Annotated in this window: 21 protein-coding genes; 8 read left to right on the top strand and 13 right to left on the bottom strand. The window is 62.7% G+C overall.

The window, feature by feature from the left end; all coding sequences use genetic code 11:
- Positions 1–142: 142 nt before the first annotated feature.
- On the top strand, positions 143–520 hold the full coding sequence (mvaT, locus tag D8767_RS05900) for a histone-like nucleoid-structuring protein MvaT (RefSeq protein WP_016713624.1): 378 nt from the start codon (positions 143–145) through the stop codon (positions 518–520).
- 73 nt (positions 521–593) lie between these two features.
- Here the strand turns inward: mvaT and sbcB are convergent, their stop codons facing one another.
- The 3 genes from sbcB to D8767_RS05885 all read right to left on the bottom strand — a co-directional run bounded on the left by sbcB (position 594) and on the right by D8767_RS05885 (position 2939).
- A complete protein-coding gene (sbcB, locus tag D8767_RS05895; RefSeq protein WP_016713623.1) occupies positions 594–2027 on the bottom strand; it encodes an exodeoxyribonuclease I in 1434 nt (477 codons plus the stop codon).
- Between the two features lie 42 nt (positions 2028–2069).
- Positions 2070–2429, bottom strand: coding sequence for a PilZ domain-containing protein (locus D8767_RS05890; protein ID WP_016713622.1), 360 nt, complete (start codon positions 2427–2429; stop codon positions 2070–2072).
- A 123-nt stretch (positions 2430–2552) separates the two neighbouring features.
- Entirely contained in the window at positions 2553–2939 is a 387-nt protein-coding gene (locus D8767_RS05885; RefSeq protein ID WP_016713621.1) for a hypothetical protein, read from the bottom strand.
- A 179-nt stretch (positions 2940–3118) separates the two neighbouring features.
- Here D8767_RS05885 and pyk point away from each other — a divergent pair, with 179 nt between their 5' ends.
- On the top strand, positions 3119–4573 hold the full coding sequence (gene pyk, locus D8767_RS05880) for a pyruvate kinase (protein ID WP_016713620.1): 1455 nt from the start codon (positions 3119–3121) through the stop codon (positions 4571–4573).
- A gap of 119 nt (positions 4574–4692) precedes the next feature.
- On the opposite strand, the gene D8767_RS05875 is transcribed toward pyk, so the two are convergent.
- Positions 4693–5613 carry an iron-sulfur-binding ferredoxin reductase gene (locus D8767_RS05875; RefSeq protein WP_016713619.1) on the bottom strand — a complete coding sequence of 307 codons (921 nt, stop codon included), beginning with the start codon at positions 5611–5613 and terminating at the stop codon, positions 4693–4695.
- 248 nt (positions 5614–5861) lie between these two features.
- On the opposite strand from D8767_RS05875, the gene D8767_RS05870 reads away from it, so the two are divergent.
- Positions 5862–7385 (top strand): fumarate hydratase, encoded by a 1524-nt coding sequence (locus D8767_RS05870; RefSeq protein ID WP_012274004.1) that lies wholly within the window; start codon positions 5862–5864, stop codon positions 7383–7385.
- A 154-nt stretch (positions 7386–7539) separates the two neighbouring features.
- Here D8767_RS05870 and D8767_RS05865 read toward each other — a convergent pair whose 3' ends face one another.
- Positions 7540–8130, bottom strand: a complete 591-nt coding sequence (locus D8767_RS05865) for a GNAT family N-acetyltransferase (protein ID WP_016713618.1) — start codon at positions 8128–8130, stop codon at positions 7540–7542.
- Between the two features lie 115 nt (positions 8131–8245).
- Here D8767_RS05865 and D8767_RS05860 point away from each other — a divergent pair, with 115 nt between their 5' ends.
- Complete coding sequence (locus tag D8767_RS05860; RefSeq protein ID WP_016713617.1) at positions 8246–8644, top strand: nuclear transport factor 2 family protein; 399 nt, start codon at positions 8246–8248, stop codon at positions 8642–8644.
- A gap of 44 nt (positions 8645–8688) precedes the next feature.
- On the opposite strand, the gene D8767_RS05855 is transcribed toward D8767_RS05860, so the two are convergent.
- From D8767_RS05855 to D8767_RS05830, 6 genes are all read right to left on the bottom strand, one after another.
- Positions 8689–9267 (bottom strand): DJ-1/PfpI family protein, encoded by a 579-nt coding sequence (locus D8767_RS05855; RefSeq protein WP_016713616.1) that lies wholly within the window; start codon positions 9265–9267, stop codon positions 8689–8691.
- Between the two features lie 44 nt (positions 9268–9311).
- A complete protein-coding gene (locus D8767_RS05850; RefSeq protein WP_016713615.1) occupies positions 9312–10469 on the bottom strand; it encodes a phosphatidylserine/phosphatidylglycerophosphate/cardiolipin synthase family protein in 1158 nt (385 codons plus the stop codon).
- 1 nt (position 10470) lies between these two features.
- On the bottom strand, positions 10471–11052 hold the full coding sequence (locus D8767_RS05845; RefSeq protein ID WP_016713614.1) for a YceI family protein: 582 nt from the start codon (positions 11050–11052) through the stop codon (positions 10471–10473).
- 44 nt (positions 11053–11096) lie between these two features.
- Positions 11097–11393, bottom strand: coding sequence for a hypothetical protein (locus D8767_RS05840; RefSeq protein WP_016713613.1), 297 nt, complete (start codon positions 11391–11393; stop codon positions 11097–11099).
- The gene (locus D8767_RS05835) at positions 11390–12469 is read right to left on the bottom strand and encodes a serine hydrolase (RefSeq protein WP_016713612.1); all 1080 of its coding nucleotides are present in this window, start codon (positions 12467–12469) and stop codon (positions 11390–11392) included. The genes D8767_RS05840 and D8767_RS05835 overlap by 4 nt, the downstream gene beginning before the upstream one ends.
- 75 nt (positions 12470–12544) lie before the next feature.
- On the bottom strand, positions 12545–13432 hold the full coding sequence (locus D8767_RS05830) for a hypothetical protein (RefSeq protein ID WP_016713611.1): 888 nt from the start codon (positions 13430–13432) through the stop codon (positions 12545–12547).
- Between the two features lie 159 nt (positions 13433–13591).
- Between D8767_RS05830 and olsB the strand changes: the two genes are divergently transcribed.
- Both olsB and D8767_RS05820 read left to right on the top strand, forming a co-directional pair.
- The gene (gene olsB / locus D8767_RS05825; protein WP_016713610.1) at positions 13592–14347 is read left to right on the top strand and encodes an L-ornithine N(alpha)-acyltransferase; all 756 of its coding nucleotides are present in this window, start codon (positions 13592–13594) and stop codon (positions 14345–14347) included.
- A complete protein-coding gene (locus D8767_RS05820) occupies positions 14347–15135 on the top strand; it encodes a lysophospholipid acyltransferase family protein (protein ID WP_016713609.1) in 789 nt (262 codons plus the stop codon). The genes olsB and D8767_RS05820 overlap by 1 nt, the downstream gene beginning before the upstream one ends.
- Before the next feature lie 70 nt (positions 15136–15205).
- Here the strand turns inward: D8767_RS05820 and D8767_RS05815 are convergent, their stop codons facing one another.
- Positions 15206–15790, bottom strand: a complete 585-nt coding sequence (locus D8767_RS05815; protein WP_016713608.1) for an ACP phosphodiesterase — start codon at positions 15788–15790, stop codon at positions 15206–15208.
- 150 nt (positions 15791–15940) lie between these two features.
- On the opposite strand from D8767_RS05815, the gene D8767_RS05810 reads away from it, so the two are divergent.
- Complete coding sequence (locus D8767_RS05810; RefSeq protein ID WP_016713607.1) at positions 15941–16243, top strand: helix-turn-helix transcriptional regulator; 303 nt, start codon at positions 15941–15943, stop codon at positions 16241–16243.
- Positions 16244–16260: 17 nt separating this feature from the next.
- The gene (locus D8767_RS05805) at positions 16261–17310 is read left to right on the top strand and encodes an alkene reductase (RefSeq protein ID WP_016713606.1); all 1050 of its coding nucleotides are present in this window, start codon (positions 16261–16263) and stop codon (positions 17308–17310) included.
- A 67-nt stretch (positions 17311–17377) separates the two neighbouring features.
- Here the strand turns inward: D8767_RS05805 and D8767_RS05800 are convergent, their stop codons facing one another.
- The gene (locus D8767_RS05800; protein ID WP_016713605.1) at positions 17378–18247 is read right to left on the bottom strand and encodes a hypothetical protein; all 870 of its coding nucleotides are present in this window, start codon (positions 18245–18247) and stop codon (positions 17378–17380) included.
- Positions 18248–18259: the final 12 nt, after the last annotated feature.

Genomic DNA, 18259 nt, shown 5'->3' with positions numbered 1-18259 from the left:
CCTTTATGTAAATTTTTGTTCACGTGGAGAAATGTTGTCACAGCTTAATTAACAGTTAATTGTCCAATAGCATGTTTACTTGCGACTATCGCCTGTCTATTATTGCCCCACACATTTCTGAACACGCATTAAGGAACACTCCATGTCCCTGATCAACGAGTACCGCGCCACCGAAGAAGCCATCAAGGAACTTCAGGCCCGCCTGGCCAACCTGTCGCAGGATGACAAGCTGAAGAAAGAACTGGAGTTCGAAGGCAAACTGCGTGCACTGATGGGCGAGTACTCCAAGTCGCTGCGCGACGTGATTGCCCTGCTCGACCCAGAGTCGAAACTGAGCAAGGCACCTCGTGGTGCGGTCAAGGCTGTTGCCACCAAGCGTGCACGCAAGGTCAAGCAATACAAAAACCCGCACAACGGTGAAGTGATCGAAACCAAAGGCGGCAACCACAAAACCCTGAAAGAGTGGAAAGCCACTTGGGGTGGCGATGTGGTTGAAAGCTGGGCGACCCTGCTGGACTGATTGTCCATCTACGCCTTTTGCTTATCGCAACAAAAACGCCGGCACATCGCCGGCGTTTTTGTTTGTCTGGTGATCAGCCAACTGCAAATTGTGCCTGCAATTGCCGGGCATGCACTTGCCAAGCCTCCAGCACACGCCGGCCCGCTTCGTCCGCGCCCTCCCAGGCTTGCTGGCGTGCCTGCTCAAAGTCACCCAGCGTGTTCGGTGCCCCCCATCGCGGGTCGCTCAGGCGCTGCTGGCAGAAGCCATGCCAGCGCTGGCGTTCTTCGCTGTTCAAGGTGTCGGGGAAGTTACGCGCCCGGTAACGGAACAGCAGTTCGGGTAAGCGCGGGTCATCGAACATCCAGTGCCCATGGCTCAACTGCGCCGGTTCCAGCGCACGAACTTGCTCGCATAAGCGCCGGTCACGGTCGTCAATAAAACCCTCGTACAATTGCTGTTCCGGGTCCTCACTCGGGGCAAACTCATCCTTGCCATAGATGTGCTCCAGCTTGTCTTGCCATTGCGCCTGTTGATTGGCCAACTCTTCACCGCGCAATTGTAACAACGTCAAGTCCAGGCCCAATCGCTGTTGATCGACCGGGCGCAATACCGACAACGGCGCCAGTACCGGGCAGCGATTGATCTGCACCAATTTGAGCGGTACCGGTAATTCCCCCTCGGCCAATTCATCATGCCGGGTGTACAAACGCTGGCGCAAAACTTCAGCACTTTCCCGTAGTAACGGTAGGGTTTCCTGATGCAGGTCGCACACAATCAGTGCATTGCGATTACGCGGGTGCCAGGCCAGTGGCAATACGACACCCAGGTAACTACGCGCCGCCGAAAAGCGCCCGGATATATGCACCAGCGGCTGTAACAAACGGATGTGCTCCATCACTTTATGCTTACTGCGTAACTGGAACAGCCAGTCATACAATTTTGGCTGCTTTTGCCGAATCAGGCGGGCCAGGGCAATGGTTGCCCGTACGTCGGAAAGCGCTTCGTGGGCATGCCCGTGATCAATGCCATTGGCCTTGCTCAGCAGCTCCAGGCGCAGGCTGGTACGGCCGTCCTGCTGCGGCCATTCAATACCGTCCGGGCGCAAGGCATAGGCGGTACGCACGATATCGATCAGGTCCCAGCGGCTGTTGCCGCCCTGCCACTCACGGGCATAAGGGTCGAAAAAGTTGCGGTATAGACTGTAGCGGGTCACTTCATCGTCAAAGCGCAGGGTGTTGTAGCCGGCACCACAGGTGCCCGGTTGAGCCAGCTGTGCATGCACCCGGGTCATGAACTCGGCTTCGCACAACCCCTGCTCGGCCAGCAGCTGTGGCGTGATGCCGGTCACCAGGCAAGCGGCCGGATGCGGCAGGATATCGTCAGAGGGCCGGCAATAAAGGCTGATCGGCTCGTCAATCTCGTTGAGGTCAAAGTCAGTGCGCACACCGGCCACCTGCAGTGGGCGGTCGCAGCGCGGGTTGATGCCGGTGGTTTCGTAGTCGTGCCAGAAAATGCTGGAGGTCACGGGTTCGTCCTGTATCGAGGTCGACCCGATTCTAGCGCAGCCTCAGACAGAAGCGTTGGCGGGGTGGAAACTGAAGTAATCACGCAACGAATGCACGAACTCGTCGTATTCGCGCGGTGCCTGCAGCAGCATGAAGCCCGAATCATAGTGCCCGGGCGTCTGGTCTTCGCGGCACCACAGGCAACTGGCGGTGAGGTTGACGAACTGATGCCCCCCGCCGCCCAACGGCATGCGCAGTTGCAGCTCGTAATCCGGCCCGACCAGCACGGGCAGCTGGCTGATGACCATCAAGCCATCTTCGGAGGCATTGCCTAGCTGGCCGATTTCCTGGTTGGTAAACCGGTTGAACACCTTGAGGACACAAGGCAGCTGATGGCGTTCGATGTGGCGCTTGTTGAACATGATCGCAAGTGTATTCCGTACCTGATGCCAGGAATACAAGGAACTGGCGGTTGTTGTAACAGCTGAGTTACAGATTAGCGCAGCACGCGCTGCAAATCTCGTGAAATAAACCACACCTTGGTGTTAGCGCCAAGGTACGGTAGTCACCGGCTTGGCCACCGCTGTTTCACCGCCGCGCAAATGGCCCAGTTTCTCCAGCGTCTGCAGGCGGGCCTGGGCGCGATAGGCATACTCGTTGCCTGGATACTGCTGGATCAGGTACTGATAGGTCTGCGCGGCATCCACATAAAGCGCCTGGCGCTCCAGGCATTGGCCGCGTAGCAGCGACACCTCAGGGTGGATGAATGGCCGCGCACGGCTGGTGCGGTCGACCTGCGACAGTTCCAGCATGACCCGGGCGCAATCGCCACGGTCGTAGGCACGGTAGGCATTGTTCAGGTGGTGGTCCATGGACCAGCGGGTACAGCCGACGACGCTGGCGGCCAGGGCTAAAACGATCAGGGCTCGCATGGGGATCTCCTTTGATGCCTGTTTATCGGCCAACGCCAACAAATCTTCACAGCGTTTTGCAAGCATACCCTGCCCGTTCAAATGCCACCCTGCCTTGGTCGCAGGTAGTGCAACGGAACAATGACTACAACGAGATTCAGGAGTAGCCTTTCGCTGCGCTTCACTATAGGAGTCTGTGCATGAGCATCCGCCGTACCAAAATCGTCGCCACCCTTGGCCCCGCCAGCAACTCGCCGGAAGTGATCGAACAGCTGATCCTCGCCGGCCTGGACGTGGCACGTCTGAACTTCTCCCACGGCACTCCGGACGAGCACAAGGCCCGCGCGCGCCTGATCCGTGACATCGCCGCCAAGAACGGCCGCCATGTAGCATTGCTGGGCGACCTGCAGGGTCCGAAGATCCGCATCGCCAAGTTCGCCAACAAGCGCATCGAATTGAAGATCGGTGACAAGTTCACCTTCTCTACCGCCCACCCGCTGACCGAAGGCAACCAGGACATCGTCGGTATCGACTACCCCGACCTGGTCAAGGACTGCGGCGTCGGTGACGAACTGCTGCTGGACGATGGCCGCGTGGTCATGCGCGTCGAAACCGCCACTGCAGATGCCCTGCACTGCGTGGTGATCATCGGTGGCCCACTGTCGGACCACAAAGGCATCAACCGCAAAGGTGGCGGCCTGACTGCTCCGGCCCTGACCGAAAAAGACAAGGCCGACATCAAGCTGGCGGCGGAAATGGACCTGGACTACCTGGCCGTGTCCTTCCCGCGTGACGCCAGCGACATGGAATACGCGCGCAAGCTGCGTGACGAAGCCGGTGGCAGCGCCTGGCTGGTGGCCAAGATCGAACGCGCCGAAGCGGTTGCCGACGACGAGACCCTCGACAAGCTGATCGCCGCCTCCGACGCGGTGATGGTTGCCCGTGGCGACCTGGGCGTGGAAATCGGCGATGCCGAGCTGATCGCGATCCAGAAGAAGATCATCCAGCACGCCCGCCGCAACAACAAAGCGGTGATCGTGGCGACCCAGATGATGGAGTCGATGATCCAGAACCCGATGCCGACCCGTGCCGAAGTGTCCGACGTGGCCAACGCCGTGCTGGACAATACCGACGCGGTGATGCTGTCGGCTGAAAGTGCTGCAGGTTCGTACCCGATCGAAGCCGTTCAGGCCATGGCCCGCATCTGCCTGGGCGCTGAAAAGCACCCGACGAGCCAGAAGTCCAGCCACCGCCTGCACACCACCTTCGAGCGTTGCGACGAAAGCATCGCCCTGGCGGCCATGTACACCGCCAACCACTTCCCGGGCGTGAAGGCGATCATCGCCCTGACCGAAAGCGGCTACACCCCGCTGATCATGTCGCGCCTGCGTTCGCACGTGCCGATCTTCGCCCTGTCGCCGCACCGCGCCACCCAGGCACGCGCCAACATGTTCCGTGGCGTGTACCCGATCGCCTTCGACCCGGCTTCGCTGCCGGCCGACAAGGTGAGCCAGGCCGCAGTCGACGAACTGCTCAAGCGTGGCTTGGTGGAGCAAGGTGACTGGGTGATCCTGACCAAGGGTGACAGCTACCACACCATCGGTGGCACCAACGGCATGAAGATCCTGCACGTTGGTGACCCGCTGGTCGGCTGATAGCCCTCGGGGTCCGCTTGACGGCCTCATCGCGACCTTCGGTCGCTCCTACAGGGGATCGCAATTCTCTGTAGGAGCGACCGAAGATCGCGATGAGGCCGGTACAATCAACACATGCCTCAGGCATGCTCGACAAATACATCGGCAAACACCTGCCCCCGCGGCACCCCGGCAATGAACAGCCGCCGGGCAAACCGCTCGACACTCCCCGGTGCCCCACACACCAGTACCACCGTCTGCCGTGACGTCGGCCGTAACCCCGCCAGCGCCTCCTCCATCTGCTCCGCCAATACCAACCCGACAGTCACACCTGCCATTTCCTTCAACGGCCCAGCCAGATAATGCCCGGCGCTGTCCCCCGCCACATGCAGCACCCGAATCTCGCCGCGATGCCCCTGCCGCACCGCCTCGCGCAGGATGCCCCACAACGGCGCAAGCCCGGTGCCCGCAGCCAGCAGCCATAGAGGCCGATCCTGCCAGTCCGGATCGTAATGCAACGCACCGCCTCTGAACTCACCCAGGCGCAGCACATCACCCAGCCGCAAGCCACGGGCCTTGTCGCAGAAAGCGCCAGGGCGCTGGCAATCGATGTGGAACTCCAGAAAGTCCTCTTCCCCCGGCAGACTGGCCAGCGAATACGGCCGCGCCACCGAACCATTCCATAACACCACATGCTGCCCCGCCTGGTAACGCACCGCCCGCTCAGGCCGCAGCCGCACGCGCAATACATCACCGAACCAGTCCAACGCACAGACATGGGCCGGCACGCCATCGCGCTGCGGGTCGAACAACGCTACTTGCAGGTCTTCGACCACCCGGCACTGGCAGGCCAGGCGCCAGCCCAGGGCATGCTTGTCCAGCGCCAGGGCCTCGGGCAAGGCATCCAGCGGTTGCCCGGCCAGGCAATGCACCAGGCAGGCATGGCAACTGCCGGCGCGGCAGCTGTAAGGCACGTTGAGCCCGGCATCGTTCAAGGCATCGAGCAGGTTGCTGCCGGTTGGCACCGCCCAGCGGCGCTCGCCCACGCAAAGTTCGGGCATGGTTGGTCGTTCTCCACAAATCACAGTCCACTGTAAGCCAAGCGCGCAATGGCAGCAAAAAGGATGCCCAACCACTGCCGACCATGGTCCAGACCGGCCGCAGGTGTGCCCGGCACGGATGCGCGCTATACTGCCGCGCCTTTTTCCGTCGGCCTGACCTGCCGGCGCCTTGCAAGGCGCTTCGACACGCTGGTCGGCACCGTCGAGCGCCTTAATGAATGTTCCCGTCTTTAAGAGGAGCGCGCTGCATGACCGTGATCAAGCAAGACGACCTGATTCAGAGCGTCGCCGACGCCCTGCAATTCATTTCGTACTACCACCCCGTCGATTTCATCCAGGCCATGCACGAGGCCTACCTGCGTGAAGAGTCGCCCGCTGCTCGCGATTCCATCGCCCAGATCCTGATCAACTCGCGCATGTGCGCCACCGGCCACCGCCCGATCTGCCAGGACACCGGTATCGTCACCGTGTTCGTGCGCGTGGGCATGGACGTGCGCTGGGACGGCGCTACCCTGAGCGTCGACGACATGATCAACGAAGGTGTGCGTCGCGCCTACAACCTGCCGGAAAACGTCCTGCGCGCTTCGATCCTGGCCGACCCGGCCGGTGCCCGCAAGAACACCAAGGACAACACCCCAGCGGTCATCCACTACTCGATCGTCCCTGGCGACAAAGTGGAAGTGGACGTGGCTGCCAAAGGCGGTGGTTCCGAGAACAAGTCGAAGATGGCCATGCTCAACCCGTCCGACTCGATCGTCGACTGGGTACTGAAAACCGTCCCGACCATGGGCGCTGGCTGGTGCCCGCCTGGCATGCTCGGCATCGGCATCGGCGGTACCGCCGAGAAAGCCGCCGTCATGGCCAAGGAAGTGTTGATGGAGTCCATCGACATCCATGAGCTGAAAGCCCGTGGCCCGCAGAACCGCCTCGAAGAAATCCGTCTGGAGCTGTTCGAGAAGGTCAACCAACTGGGCATCGGCGCCCAGGGCCTGGGTGGCCTGACCACCGTGCTCGACGTCAAGATCATGGATTACCCGACTCACGCCGCCTCGCTGCCGGTGTGCATGATCCCCAACTGCGCCGCTACCCGCCACGCCCATTTCGTGCTCGATGGCTCCGGCCCGGCCGAGCTGGAAGCACCGTCGCTGGACGCTTACCCGGAAATCGTCTGGGAAGCCGGCCCGAGCGCCCGTCGCGTCAACCTCGACGACATCACCCCGGAAGAAGTCGCCAGCTGGAAGCCGGGCGAGACCATCCTGCTCAACGGCAAGATGCTGACCGGCCGCGATGCTGCGCACAAGCGCATGGTCGAGATGCTCAACCGTGGCGAAGAGCTGCCAGTAGACCTGAAAGGCCGCTTCATCTACTACGTAGGCCCGGTCGACCCGGTCGGTGACGAAGTGGTAGGCCCAGCCGGCCCGACCACCGCTACCCGCATGGACAAGTTCACCCGCCAGATCCTTGAGCAAACCGGCCTGCTGGGCATGATCGGCAAGTCCGAGCGTGGCCCGACCGCCATCGAAGCGATCAAGGATAACAAAGCCGTCTACCTGATGGCCGTGGGTGGCGCTGCCTACCTGGTGGCCCAGGCCATCCGCAAGTCGAAGGTCCTGGCCTTCGCCGAGCTGGGCATGGAAGCGATCTACGAGTTCGAGGTCAAGGACATGCCGGTGACCGTTGCCGTAGACAGCAACGGTGAGTCGGTACACATCACTGGCCCTGCCCTGTGGCAGAGCAAGATTGCCCAGAGCCTGGCAGTCGAAGTGAAGTAAGCCTGATGTAACTGCGGCGGCCCCTTCGCGGGCTTGCCCACTCCCACAGGGACAGCGCAGGCCTCAGGGCTAGGCGATACCTGTGGGAGCGGGCAAGCCCGCGAAGGGGCCGTCGTTGTTTCCACAGGACTCTAGGTACAGGCCGCCACGCTGCTCAAATCGGCAGCTCCTTGAGCCAGTAGGACATCAGTTTGTCGGTGCTTTGCGTCTCATCCAGGTCTCGCCAGGCAAAGCTTGTGCGCAACGATGGGTCGTGCAGAAAACCACGGTTACGCCAGAAGCCGTGCAATGGTTTGTAGTCTGCAGGCCGTCTCGGATGCACGCCTGGCCGCTCGACTGCACAGAATGCGCAGTAATCAAATTCGGCCAGCTTGTGCGCGTAAGATTCACGTTCGATGAAGAAGCGCACCCCCAGGCCCTGACCACGGTATTCCGGCAGTACCAGCGACCCACCGAAGTAGTACACGCTGGCCGGGTCACGCCCTTGGGCCAGGAACGGCTGCTGGAACTCGGGGGCTACATCCACCAATGGCAAGCCGGTGGAGGCGCCAACCACCTTGCCGTTGTCCAGTGCCAGCACCGCCAGGCTGCGCCCGGAGCGGGCATAGGTAGCGAGGTGGTCGGCCTCGTATTCCGGAGTGCCGTCGTAAAGGTAGGGGAACTCGCGAAACACGCTAAGGCGCAGGCGAGCAAGGTCATCGATGTAAGGCGCGATAGCGGCGCCGTGCAACAGGCGTATTTCCATGCTTGGCGGTCGTTTTGTCGATGTGGATGACGCGCTCGGCTAAGCCGGGCTTGAGGGGAAACCCTATCATCCGGGGCGACGACCGGCCTTTTCCCTACACGACAGGTATTGTTCCATGACCGCTACCGAACTGGTAAATGCTTACTACGCCGCCTTCAACGCCGGTGACCTGCAGGGCTTTCTGGCACTACTGAGCGAGGATGTGATCCACGACATCAACCAGGGCGAGCGGCAGATGGGCAAGGCCCGGTTTGCCGCGTTCATGGACAAGATGAACCGCTGCTACCGCGAGCGCCTGGCCGACATCGTGGTGATGCAGAACGCCGATGGCAGCCGTGCGGCGGCAGAGTTCACGGTACACGGTGAATACCTGGCCGATGACGAAGGACTGCCAGCGGCCAACGGGCAGACCTATGTGCTGTCGGCGGGGGCTTTCTTCTATATCCACTGCGGCAAGATTGCCCGGGTGACCAACTACTACAACCTCAATGACTGGGTTGAGCAGGTTGCCTAAGCCTGTACCGGCCTCTTCGCGGGCAAGCCCGCGAAGAGGCCCGGTCAGGCAATACGAGTACCTAACACCTTGAGGAAGGCAGCCAGCCACGCAGGGTGCGCTGGCCATGCCGGTGCCGTCACCAGATTGCCATCCACATGGGCCTGGTCCACCGCTATATCAATGAACGTCCCACCCGCCAACCGCACTTCCGGCGCACACGCCGGGTACGCGCTGCATTCACGCCCTTCCAGCACACCCGCCGCCGCCAGCAATTGGGCGCCATGGCACACCGCCGCAATCGGCTTGCCGGCCTGGTCGAACGCCCGCACCAGCTCCAGCACTTTTTCATCCAGGCGCAGGTACTCTGGCGCACGGCCCCCGGGGATCAACAGCGCGTCATAACGCTCGGCCCGCACGCGCACGAAGTCATAATTCAGGGCAAAGTTGTGCCCCGGCTTTTCGCTGTAGGTCTGCTCACCCTCAAAATCATGAATAGCGGTGCGTACCGTCTGCCCCGCCAGTTTTTCCGGGCACACCGCATGCACCGTGTGGCCGACCATGCTCAAGGCCTGGAACGGCACCATCGCCTCGTAGTCCTCGACGTAATCGCCCACCAGCATCAGGATCTTCTTCGCCGTCATCGCACCCACTCCTTCGGTTAACAGATACTGCACGATAGCCCCTGTCAGTCACGGCGGTCGAGCAAGTTGACCACCAGCCGGTCGATCCATCCCCAGATCCGCTGCTTCACCCTGCGCCACAGCGGCCGGGCATGCCAGTGGTCGAGGTCGACTTCCTCGCTCAAGGCAAAGTCACGCTCGAAGCTGGCCACCACAGCCGCCGTCAGTGGCGGGTCCAGCGCCTCGATGTTGGCTTCAAGGTTGAAGCGCAGGTTCCAGTGGTCGAAGTTGCACGAACCGACGCTGACCCAGTCATCTACCACGGCCATCTTCAGGTGCAGGAAGCACGGCTGGTACTCGAAAATCCGCACCCCGGCACGCAGCAGCCGTGGGTAGTAGCGGTGCCCGGCGTAGCGTACCGACGGGTGGTCCGTACGTGGGCCGGTCAGCAACAGGCGCACATCAAGCCCTTTGCTGGCAGCACGGCGTAACGAACGGCGCACGCTCCAGGTCGGCAGAAAGTAAGGTGTGGCCAGCCATACCCGCTGCTTGCCACTGTTCAGCGCCCGCACCAACGAATGCAGAATGTCCTGGTGCTGGCGGGCGTCGGCATAGGCCACTCGCCCCATGCCTTGCCCATGCGCAGGCAGTTTGGGCAGGCGCGGCAAGCCAAAGCCCTCGGCGGGGCGCCAGGCGGTGCGGCGGTTGTTGGCGGACCACTGGCGGTCAAACAGCAGTTGCCAGTCGGTAACCACCGGCCCCTGGATCTGCACCATCACCTCATGCCATTCGCTGGTCGCATCGCCCGGCGTCCAGAACTCGTCGGTAACGCCCGTGCCGCCCACCACTGCCCAGCGTTCATCCACCAGCAGCAGTTTGCGGTGGTCGCGGTACAGGTTGCGCAGGCCGCGCTTCCAGCGCAGGCGGTTATACCAACGCAGGTACACGCCGGCCTCCAGCAGGCGCTGGCGCAAGGTGCTGTTGAACGCCAGCGAGCCATAGTCATCGAACAGGCAGCGCACCCGTACACCGCGCCGTGCGGCCTGTTCCAACGCCTCGACCACGGCTTCGGCACACGCGCCAGCCTCGACCAGATACAACTCCAGATCGACCTGGAACTCAGCACGCACGATCGCCGTGAGCATGCGCGGAAAGAACTCGGGGCCGTCGATCAGCAGTTCGAACTGGTTACCATCCCGCCAGGGGAAGACCGGCCCCGGCATGTCAGCGGGCGGTAAAGATCAGCACCGCGCTAACCGGCACCGACGGGTTGATGGACTTGAGCCCGGCGAGCTTGCGCAGGGTTTGCAGCCCAGGCAGCAGGCCGAAATCCTCGGCACATAGCACCAGGGGTTCGAGGGTTACCACCTGAAAGCGTCGCTCATCCAGACGCGTGGCCAGCAGCAGGGCGTTGTAGCTGTGCGACTGGCCATGCAGGGTAACGGTAAGCGGCAGGCGCAGTTCGATCTGGGCACCGTTGGCCAGGTCGTTGATTGGCCGCAGGTCCAGTTGCGCCTGCACCTTGGCTTCGGCAAAACGTTCGACCTCGAACAGGTCGTCACGCATACGCTCGTCACGCAGCGGGATGCCGCTGCTGACCGAATCCATCTCGATACTCAAGCCGGCCGCGCCCTTGCGGTCGACCTTGCCATGCAGCACCAGAAAGCGATGCACCTCGGCCGTGTCACCGTTCTTCCCGGTAATGAAAGACAGGCGCGACGATTCGCCATCGAGGTGCCAATTGGCGTGGGCGGGCAGGCACAAAGCCAGCAGCAGGGCGGGCAAAAGACGGGGCAGCTTGAACATGACAGATCTCGTGAAACCAGGCCGCCAACCTTACCCGCCCGCCTTCATGGCAGCAAGCGGCAGCCCTCGCGCGGGCCCAGCCAGACAGCCTGGTTGCGCCGCCCCAGGCCCTCGGCAGTGATGTGCCGCTGCGGGGTGTTTTCTTCAAGCAGGCTCAGCGGCAGCCACTGTTTTACATAGCCTTGGCAATACGCCTGCTCGAAGCCCATGACGAAGCGGCACGAGCAGTATTCCTTGGCCGAGTAGGCCGAGAGGATACCGGGGAAGTCTGCCAGGGCCTGACGCTCGTACCAGGCCCAGAACACCAGCCCTGGCACCACCAGTAGCAGTACGCGCTTCATGCCCCCTCCCCGGCCAGTGCGGCCAGCACTCGCTTGAGCAGTTCGTCATGCTGGTAAGCACCGTCCCGGTCATCGGCATAGCGCACGATCACCAGCTTTTGCGTGGGCAAGATGTACAGCGCCTGGCCCCAATGGCCCAGGGCGGCGAAGGTGTCTGCGGGCGCATTTGGCCAGGGCCGCGTAGCGCCGGCCAACGGCTGGTTGAGCCACCAGTGGCCGCCTGGGTTGGCCTCTGCGGGGACAGGTTCGGCATGGGCAAACGGTGTACGGTTGAAGGCCACCCAGGCCTTGGGTAGCAGTTGCCGACCTTGCCACCGCCCCTCCCGTTGCATCAGCAAGCCGACACGGGCCAGGTCACGGGCGCTGAGGTAGAGGTAGGAAGAGCCCACGTAGGTGCCCGCCTGGTCACGTTCCCACACCGCGCTGTCGATACCCAGCGGGGTGAATAATGCGTGCCAGGGGTATTCGGCGTACTGCCCGGCATCGAGCATGCCGCGCAGTGCGGCGGCCAGCAGGTTGCTGTCGCCACTGGAATAGAGGAACCGCTGGCCGGGGCTGGCCGTCGCACCCCGTGCTGCCGTGTAGGCCGCCATGTCTTCGTGGCCACGGGTATACAGCATGGCCACCACCGAGGACTTGAGCGGGGCATATTCGTAGTCTTCCTGCCAGTCCAGGCCACTGGCCCAGTGCAGCAGGTCGGTCATGCGCACGCCCGGGTGGGTGCGCATGGCGGGATAGAAGCGTGTAACCGGATCTTGCAGCTGGAAGCGTCTCTCTCCTTGGGCCACGCCCATCAGCGTGGCGAGCACGCTTTTGCTGACCGACCAGGTCAGGTGTGCGGTGGCGGCAGTGGTGGGGGCGGCATAGCGTTCGTGGAGGATGCGGCCGTCGCGGATGATCAGCAGGGCGTCGGTGCGGATGCCGCTGCGATCAGGGGTGCGGGCGGGGAAGGCGTAAGTGTCGACGGCTTGCCAGTTGAGGGTGTCAGGGTCGGTCTGCCACTGCGGATCAGGCCAGTCCTCGGCCTCGGCGGTTGCCATAGCCATGCAAAAAAGCAGCAGCAGACCTTTCAGCATCCGGTTCAAGGCTCGCAAATTTGGGGCTGCTGCGCAGCCCCTGGAGTCAGAAGTTCATGAAAAACTATCAGGCATTCATGACAATCCCGCAGCAGCCCAAGCTTTGTTCAGCCGCTTCTCCCGGGCCGCCGCCGCCAGCGCCATCACCCCTTGGTCCCGCTGCCAGATCTGCGCCCAATGCGCCGGCCCCGCTGCCAGTGCCGCATCAACCTCCCCCCGCAACGCCTGGAACTGCGCAAACAACCCACCCAGCAGCAAATGGCACCCCACACTGTCGGCACACTGCCGGCTGCCCTCGGTACACCCGGCCAGCAACCCAAGCAATTGCAGCCGCAACCCCTGCGGCCAGGCGCACTCCTGTCCGACGCCATATAACCAGGCCGTCAACGCCGCCAGCACATACAAGTCTTCCAGCGAGCGGAACGGTTTCACATAGGCATCCCAACCGTCACCGGCCAGCAACTCGCATGCGGCTTGCTCCAGCACCAGCCGGCCATGGCCCACTTCCGGCATCAACGGCAGGACTGGTAGCGGCTCCAGCGTTACACCCGGCTCCCCGGGATAGACCACCGCCAGGTTCAACTGTGGCGCCGCGCCAGCCTCCTCGCTACGTGCCGCCACCAGTAGCCACTCGGCATCCAGCCCGGCCGTGACGAAATCCTTGCTGCCCGTGAGCCGCAAGTTGTCGAGCCGCGTATGCATGTCCGCTGGCCGCACGCTGCGCCGCTCGGTGGCGCACAGGGCGCCGAGGCTTGGCGGGGCACTGGGCCATAGCACGCGCAAGGCTGCCTGGTAACCCACCAAGAACGCCAGGCCCGGCGTGGCCATCGCACGCCCGCCCAACACCGCCAGTTCAAAAGGGGCAACCGGGCCGAGGCGCTCAAGCAGCGCGGCGTAGGTTTCGCCCAGGGTGCCCGCCAGCGCTTGGCGAAGCGGGTCGTTCAGACGTTGCAACCAGGCCATTTGACGGCTCCTTGCTGGGGCTTTCTGGTCGAGGTTTTAGGGGTGTCACGCAAGCATCACCAAAGATTCACAGGGGTGACACCGCGCCTACCTAGGCTGACTTTGCACAACAAAGCCGACCGGCCGCAACCCTTCATGGCTGGCTTATGGAGACTCGCAATGACTCGGATCGCTCTCTCTGGCGACAACAGCACTGAACGCCGTCTGCAAGCCGAACGCCTGGTTGGCGCCACGGCGCTGCAAGAGGCCCAGGCCCTGCGCTACAAAGTGTTCAGCGCAGAATTCAAGGCCAAGCTCAAGGGTGCCGAGCAAGGTTTGGACATGGACGACTACGACGTGCATTGCCGCCATATCGGTGTTCGCGACCTGAGCACCGGCGAGCTGGTCGCCACCACCCGTCTGCTCGACCACCAGGCCGCCAGCAGCCTGGGCCGCTTCTACAGTGAAGAAGAATTTCGCCTGCACGGTCTTTTGCAGCTGCAAGGGCCTATCCTCGAACTGGGCCGAACCTGCGTCGCCCCCGACTACCGCAACGGCGGCACCATTGCCGTGCTGTGGGGCGAACTGGCCGAAGTGCTCAACGAGGGCCGCTACAGCTACCTGATGGGCTGTGCCAGCATCCCCATGCAAGACGGCGGCGTGCAGGCCCATGCCGTGATGCAGCGCCTGCGTGACCGTTACCTGTGCACCGAGCACCTGCGCGCCGAGCCGAAGAACCCGCTGCCGAACCTGGCCCTTCCGGGTAACGTCATCGCCGAAATGCCACCGTTGCTCAAGGCCTACATGCGCCTGGGCGCAAAAATTTGCGGCGAGCCGTGCTGGGACGAAGACTTCCAGGTGGCTGACGTGTTCATCCTGCTCAAGCGCGACGAACTTTGCCCGCGCTACGCTCGCCACTTCAAGGCGGCAGTCTGATGCCGAAGCTGCGGGTAATGGCCCGCCTGGCTCGACTGCTGCTGGTGCTGTTGCTGGGCATGTTGATGGCCAGCCTGATCGCCCTTGGCGAACGCTTGGGCTACAAGGCCCCCATCGAACGCCGCCAGCGCTGGACCTGCCTGTTCATGAAACGCCTGGTCGCCGCCCTGCCCTTCGACATACGTGTGGTGGGCGAACTGCCGCAGCGGCCGATGCTGTGGGTGAGTAACCATGTTTCCTGGACCGACATCCCCTTGCTGGGCATGCTGCTGCCACTCTCGTTCCTGTCCAAGGCCGAAGTGCGTCACTGGCCGGTGGCCGGCTGGCTGGCGGAAAAAGCCGGAACGCTGTTCATTCGACGTGGCGGTGGCGACAGCCAGCGCCTGCGCGAGCAGATCGCCGGGCAACTGGGCCTGCCCCGGCCGCTGCTGATCTTCCCCGAAGGCACCACCACCAGCGGTCGCACCTTGCGCACCTTCCACGGCCGGCTGCTGGCAGGCGCCATCGACCGGGGTGTGGCGGTGCAGCCGGTGGCTATCCAGTACTTGCGCGATGGCCAGATCGACCCGATTGCGCCGTTCATTGGCGATGACGATTTGGTGTCACACCTGATGCGCCTGTTCGCCCAGCCACGGGGGGAGGTTTGCATTCACCTGCTGGCGCCAATTGGCAGTGTAGGTAAAGAGCGGGCGGTGCTGGCGTTGCAGGCGCAACAGGCAATTCACCTGGCGTTGTTTGGGGTTGAGGAAGTCGAGCTGGCGCCACGGCGGCAAGCGCGGGCTGCCTGAGGATTTGCACTACCAGTGCTGGCCCTTTCGCGGGTAAACCCGCGAAGAGGCCGGCACTACCAATACAGAACTAACTGTCAGACATCCGCCCCGCCGCCGCAAACGCCTGCAACTGCGGGTAAAACTCCCGGAAGTCCGCCATCAGCGGCTCATACAAACGCTCCAGCTCCCCCATCACACCGGCCATCCCTTCCGGCCGGGACAGTCTCCGGGCAATGCCGTTGAACACCTGCTCCAGCGTGGCAAAATCGCCATACGCCCCCAGCCAGTCATCCGCCGCCATGAACGGCGCAATCCGTGCCAGCCGCCCCGGCAGCTCGGGCTCCGCCAACAACACCCGATAAAAATCACCGGTGAACTGCGCCAGCGGTTGCTCGGCATAATCCTGCCAATGCCGCGCCAGGCAGTGGTCAAAAAACACATCCAGCACAATGCCCGCAAAGCGCCGCCGCTCGCGCGCAAAGCGCGCCAGTGCAGCCAGCACCAACGGGTGCTGGTCGGTGTAGCTGTCGATATGCCGGTGCAACCGTATGGCCGCTTCCAGCGCAGGCGGGAAGCGCCCTTCCAGCGAACCTTTGACAAAGTCGCCATACAGGCTGCCAAGCAGTTGTTGCGGCGCCGGGCCGCCCAGGTGCAGGTGCGCAAGGTAGTTCATGCGCGCAGTCTAGCACCGCTCGCCCCTATATCGTCATAACGCGATATAGCGATTTGTGCTCAGCTCAGAACCTCTTCATATTTGTATATCGGGAACGGACGATTTACATTTCGCTCCATCGCGATATACCGCTACAACGAGCCTCAACCCATGCCTCTCGATCTCGACGAAATCATAAAAGCGCTGGCCCACCCGGTCAGGCGAGAAATCCTCAGCTGGCTGAAAGACCCGGCAACGCAGTTCCCCGACCAGTACCACAGCACCGAAAACGGTGTGTGTGCCGGGCAGATCGACCAACGCTGCGGCCTGTCGCAGTCGACCGTCTCTGCCCACCTGGCCACCTTGCAGCGCGCCGGGCTGATCCGCAGCCAGAAGATCGGCCAATGGCACTTCTTCAAACGCGACGAAGCCACCATCGAGGCGTTCCTCGAACAACTGCGCCAAGCACTTTGACAAAGCAGGTAACCGCTATGACCACGCTTTTCGATCCGATCACCCTGGGCGACCTGCAACTGCCCAACCGCATCATCATGGCCCCACTCACCCGCTGCCGTGCCGACGAAGGCCGCGTGCCCAATGCGCTGATGGCCGAATACTACGTGCAGCGCGCCAGCGCCGGGCTAATCCTCAGCGAGGCGACGTCAGTCAGTGCCATGGGGGTCGGCTACCCGGATACCCCCGGTATCTGGAACGATGAGCAGGTACGTGGCTGGAACAACGTCACCAAGGCTGTGCATGCCGCAGGCGGACGCATCTTCCTGCAACTGTGGCACGTTGGCCGTATCTCCCACCCCAGCTACCTGAACGGCGAGCTGCCGGTGGCCCCCAGCGCGATCCAGCCCAAGGGGCATGTAAGCCTGGTGCGCCCGTTGAGTGACTACCCCACCCCACGCGCGCTGGAAACCGAAGAAATCATCGACATCGTCGAGGCCTACCGCAGCGGTGCCGAGAATGCCAAGGCGGCTGGCTTTGATGGTGTAGAAATCCACGGCGCCAACGGTTACCTGCTCGACCAGTTCCTGCAAAGCAGCACCAACCAGCGCACCGACCGCTATGGCGGCTCACTGGAAAACCGTGCACGCCTGCTGCTGGAAGTGACCGATGCGGCCATTGAAGTGTGGGGCGCGAACCGCGTGGGCGTGCACCTGGCACCGCGTGCCGATGCGCACGACATGGGCGATGCCGACCGCGCCGAAACCTTTACCTACGTGGCCCGTGAGCTGGGCAAGCGTGGCATTGCCTTTATCTGCTCGCGGGAAAAGGAAGCCGATGACAGCATTGGTCCACTGATCAAGGAAGCGTTTGGGGGCCCGTACATCGTCAATGAGCGGTTTGACAAAGCCAGTGCCAATGCGGCGCTAGCCAGCGGCAAGGCCGATGCTGTGGCGTTTGGCGTGCCGTTCATCGCCAACCCTGATTTGCCGGCGCGGCTGGCGGCGGATGCGCCACTGAACGAGGCGCGGCCCGAGACCTTCTATGGCAGGGGGCCGGTGGGGTACATCGATTACCCTCGGTTGTAATCGAGATTGCCGGGGCCGCTTTGCGGCCTTGTGCCGCGAATGGAGGGCAACGCCCTCCCCTGCGGTGTCACTGCCGGGCGTTGATCTGCTGTTGCAGGTTCTGAATCTGACTCTGCAAGGTATTCAGGTTCCGGGTCATCTGAGCTCGGAAGGCATCGAACTCCTGCACCGAAGCACCACCGGACGCCGCCGCAGCCGGGCGGTTGTCGATCTGGCTCTTGAGCACCAGCATGTCCTGCTCCAGGCCTTGAATGGCAGCGCTTGGGTTCCCCTGCTTCTTCAGCGCCGCTATATCGCTGCCCAGGCTCTTGAGCTGCCCGTCCAGCTTGCCGCCATCCACCTGCGCGGCCTTCAGCGCGGCAACCTGCTCGTTCAACCCCTTGAGCTGGGCATCCAGCTTGCCCCCATCCACCTGGCCCGAACGCAGCGCGGCCAGTTCGCCATTCACCAGCTTCAACTGCGCCTGCAACTGGCTTTGCAGCTCGGTCACAGCCTTCTGCTGTTCACGGGTATCGGCCAGCACCTGCTCCAGGCGTTTGCCCAGGTCACCGGTCTGCCCGGCCACACCTTTCTGCAACTGACGCAGTTGAAGCTTCAATGCCTCGCTGCTGGTGGTAGCGCCAGACTCGCTGGCATCCACCTTGCCGCTGATCGCCTGCAGGCGCCCGGCCGCTTCTTCACTGATGCGGGCAAAACTTTCCTGGGTCGCCACCAGTTGCTGCTCCATCAACGAGATCTGCTGGAAGCTCCACCAACCCAGGCCTACCAAGGCGATGAACGAAGCACCGAGCAACGCCCACAACGGCGCCGTGCTTGGCCCGCGCGCGGCCTTCTGGCGGCTGCGCACGACGTGCGCCGGCATCAGTTCGTCATCATCAACGGTGCCCGCCCGCAAGGTAGGCACGTCATCGTAGTCATCGTGAGCATGGTTACGCATGGATACATTCAA

Origin of the sequence: Pseudomonas sp. LTGT-11-2Z (assembly GCF_003691445.1) — a bacterium.
Classification (GTDB): Bacteria; Pseudomonadota; Gammaproteobacteria; order Pseudomonadales; family Pseudomonadaceae; genus Aquipseudomonas; species Aquipseudomonas monteilii.
The sequence above is the reverse complement of the archived record's forward strand: the minus strand, read 5'-3'. Positions and strand labels throughout refer to the sequence as shown.

Bases quoted from the DNA above. Each gene is read 5' to 3' on its own strand.
- D8767_RS05855 (WP_016713616.1), bottom strand. From the start codon at position 9,267: ATGACGGCGAAGAAGATCCTGATGCTGGTGGGCGATTACGTCGAGGAC.
- D8767_RS05845 (WP_016713614.1), bottom strand. From the start codon at position 11,052: ATGTTCAAGCTGCCCCGTCTTTTGCCCGCCCTGCTGCTGGCTTTGTGC.
- D8767_RS05835 (WP_016713612.1), bottom strand. From the start codon at position 12,469: ATGCTGAAAGGTCTGCTGCTGCTTTTTTGCATGGCTATGGCAACCGCC.
- D8767_RS05885 (WP_016713621.1), bottom strand. From the start codon at position 2,939: ATGCGAGCCCTGATCGTTTTAGCCCTGGCCGCCAGCGTCGTCGGCTGT.
- pyk (WP_016713620.1), top strand. From the start codon at position 3,119: ATGAGCATCCGCCGTACCAAAATCGTCGCCACCCTTGGCCCCGCCAGC.
- D8767_RS05850 (WP_016713615.1), bottom strand. From the start codon at position 10,469: ATGCCGGGGCCGGTCTTCCCCTGGCGGGATGGTAACCAGTTCGAACTG.
- mvaT (WP_016713624.1), top strand. From the start codon at position 143: ATGTCCCTGATCAACGAGTACCGCGCCACCGAAGAAGCCATCAAGGAA.
- D8767_RS05800 (WP_016713605.1), bottom strand. From the start codon at position 18,247: ATGCGTAACCATGCTCACGATGACTACGATGACGTGCCTACCTTGCGG.
- D8767_RS05815 (WP_016713608.1), bottom strand. From the start codon at position 15,790: ATGAACTACCTTGCGCACCTGCACCTGGGCGGCCCGGCGCCGCAACAA.
- D8767_RS05865 (WP_016713618.1), bottom strand. From the start codon at position 8,130: ATGGAAATACGCCTGTTGCACGGCGCCGCTATCGCGCCTTACATCGAT.
- D8767_RS05870 (WP_012274004.1), top strand. From the start codon at position 5,862: ATGACCGTGATCAAGCAAGACGACCTGATTCAGAGCGTCGCCGACGCC.
- D8767_RS05840 (WP_016713613.1), bottom strand. From the start codon at position 11,393: ATGAAGCGCGTACTGCTACTGGTGGTGCCAGGGCTGGTGTTCTGGGCC.
- D8767_RS05860 (WP_016713617.1), top strand. From the start codon at position 8,246: ATGACCGCTACCGAACTGGTAAATGCTTACTACGCCGCCTTCAACGCC.
- olsB (WP_016713610.1), top strand. From the start codon at position 13,592: ATGACTCGGATCGCTCTCTCTGGCGACAACAGCACTGAACGCCGTCTG.
- D8767_RS05810 (WP_016713607.1), top strand. From the start codon at position 15,941: ATGCCTCTCGATCTCGACGAAATCATAAAAGCGCTGGCCCACCCGGTC.
- D8767_RS05820 (WP_016713609.1), top strand. From the start codon at position 14,347: ATGCCGAAGCTGCGGGTAATGGCCCGCCTGGCTCGACTGCTGCTGGTG.
- D8767_RS05805 (WP_016713606.1), top strand. From the start codon at position 16,261: ATGACCACGCTTTTCGATCCGATCACCCTGGGCGACCTGCAACTGCCC.
- D8767_RS05890 (WP_016713622.1), bottom strand. From the start codon at position 2,429: ATGTTCAACAAGCGCCACATCGAACGCCATCAGCTGCCTTGTGTCCTC.
- D8767_RS05830 (WP_016713611.1), bottom strand. From the start codon at position 13,432: ATGGCCTGGTTGCAACGTCTGAACGACCCGCTTCGCCAAGCGCTGGCG.
- D8767_RS05875 (WP_016713619.1), bottom strand. From the start codon at position 5,613: ATGCCCGAACTTTGCGTGGGCGAGCGCCGCTGGGCGGTGCCAACCGGC.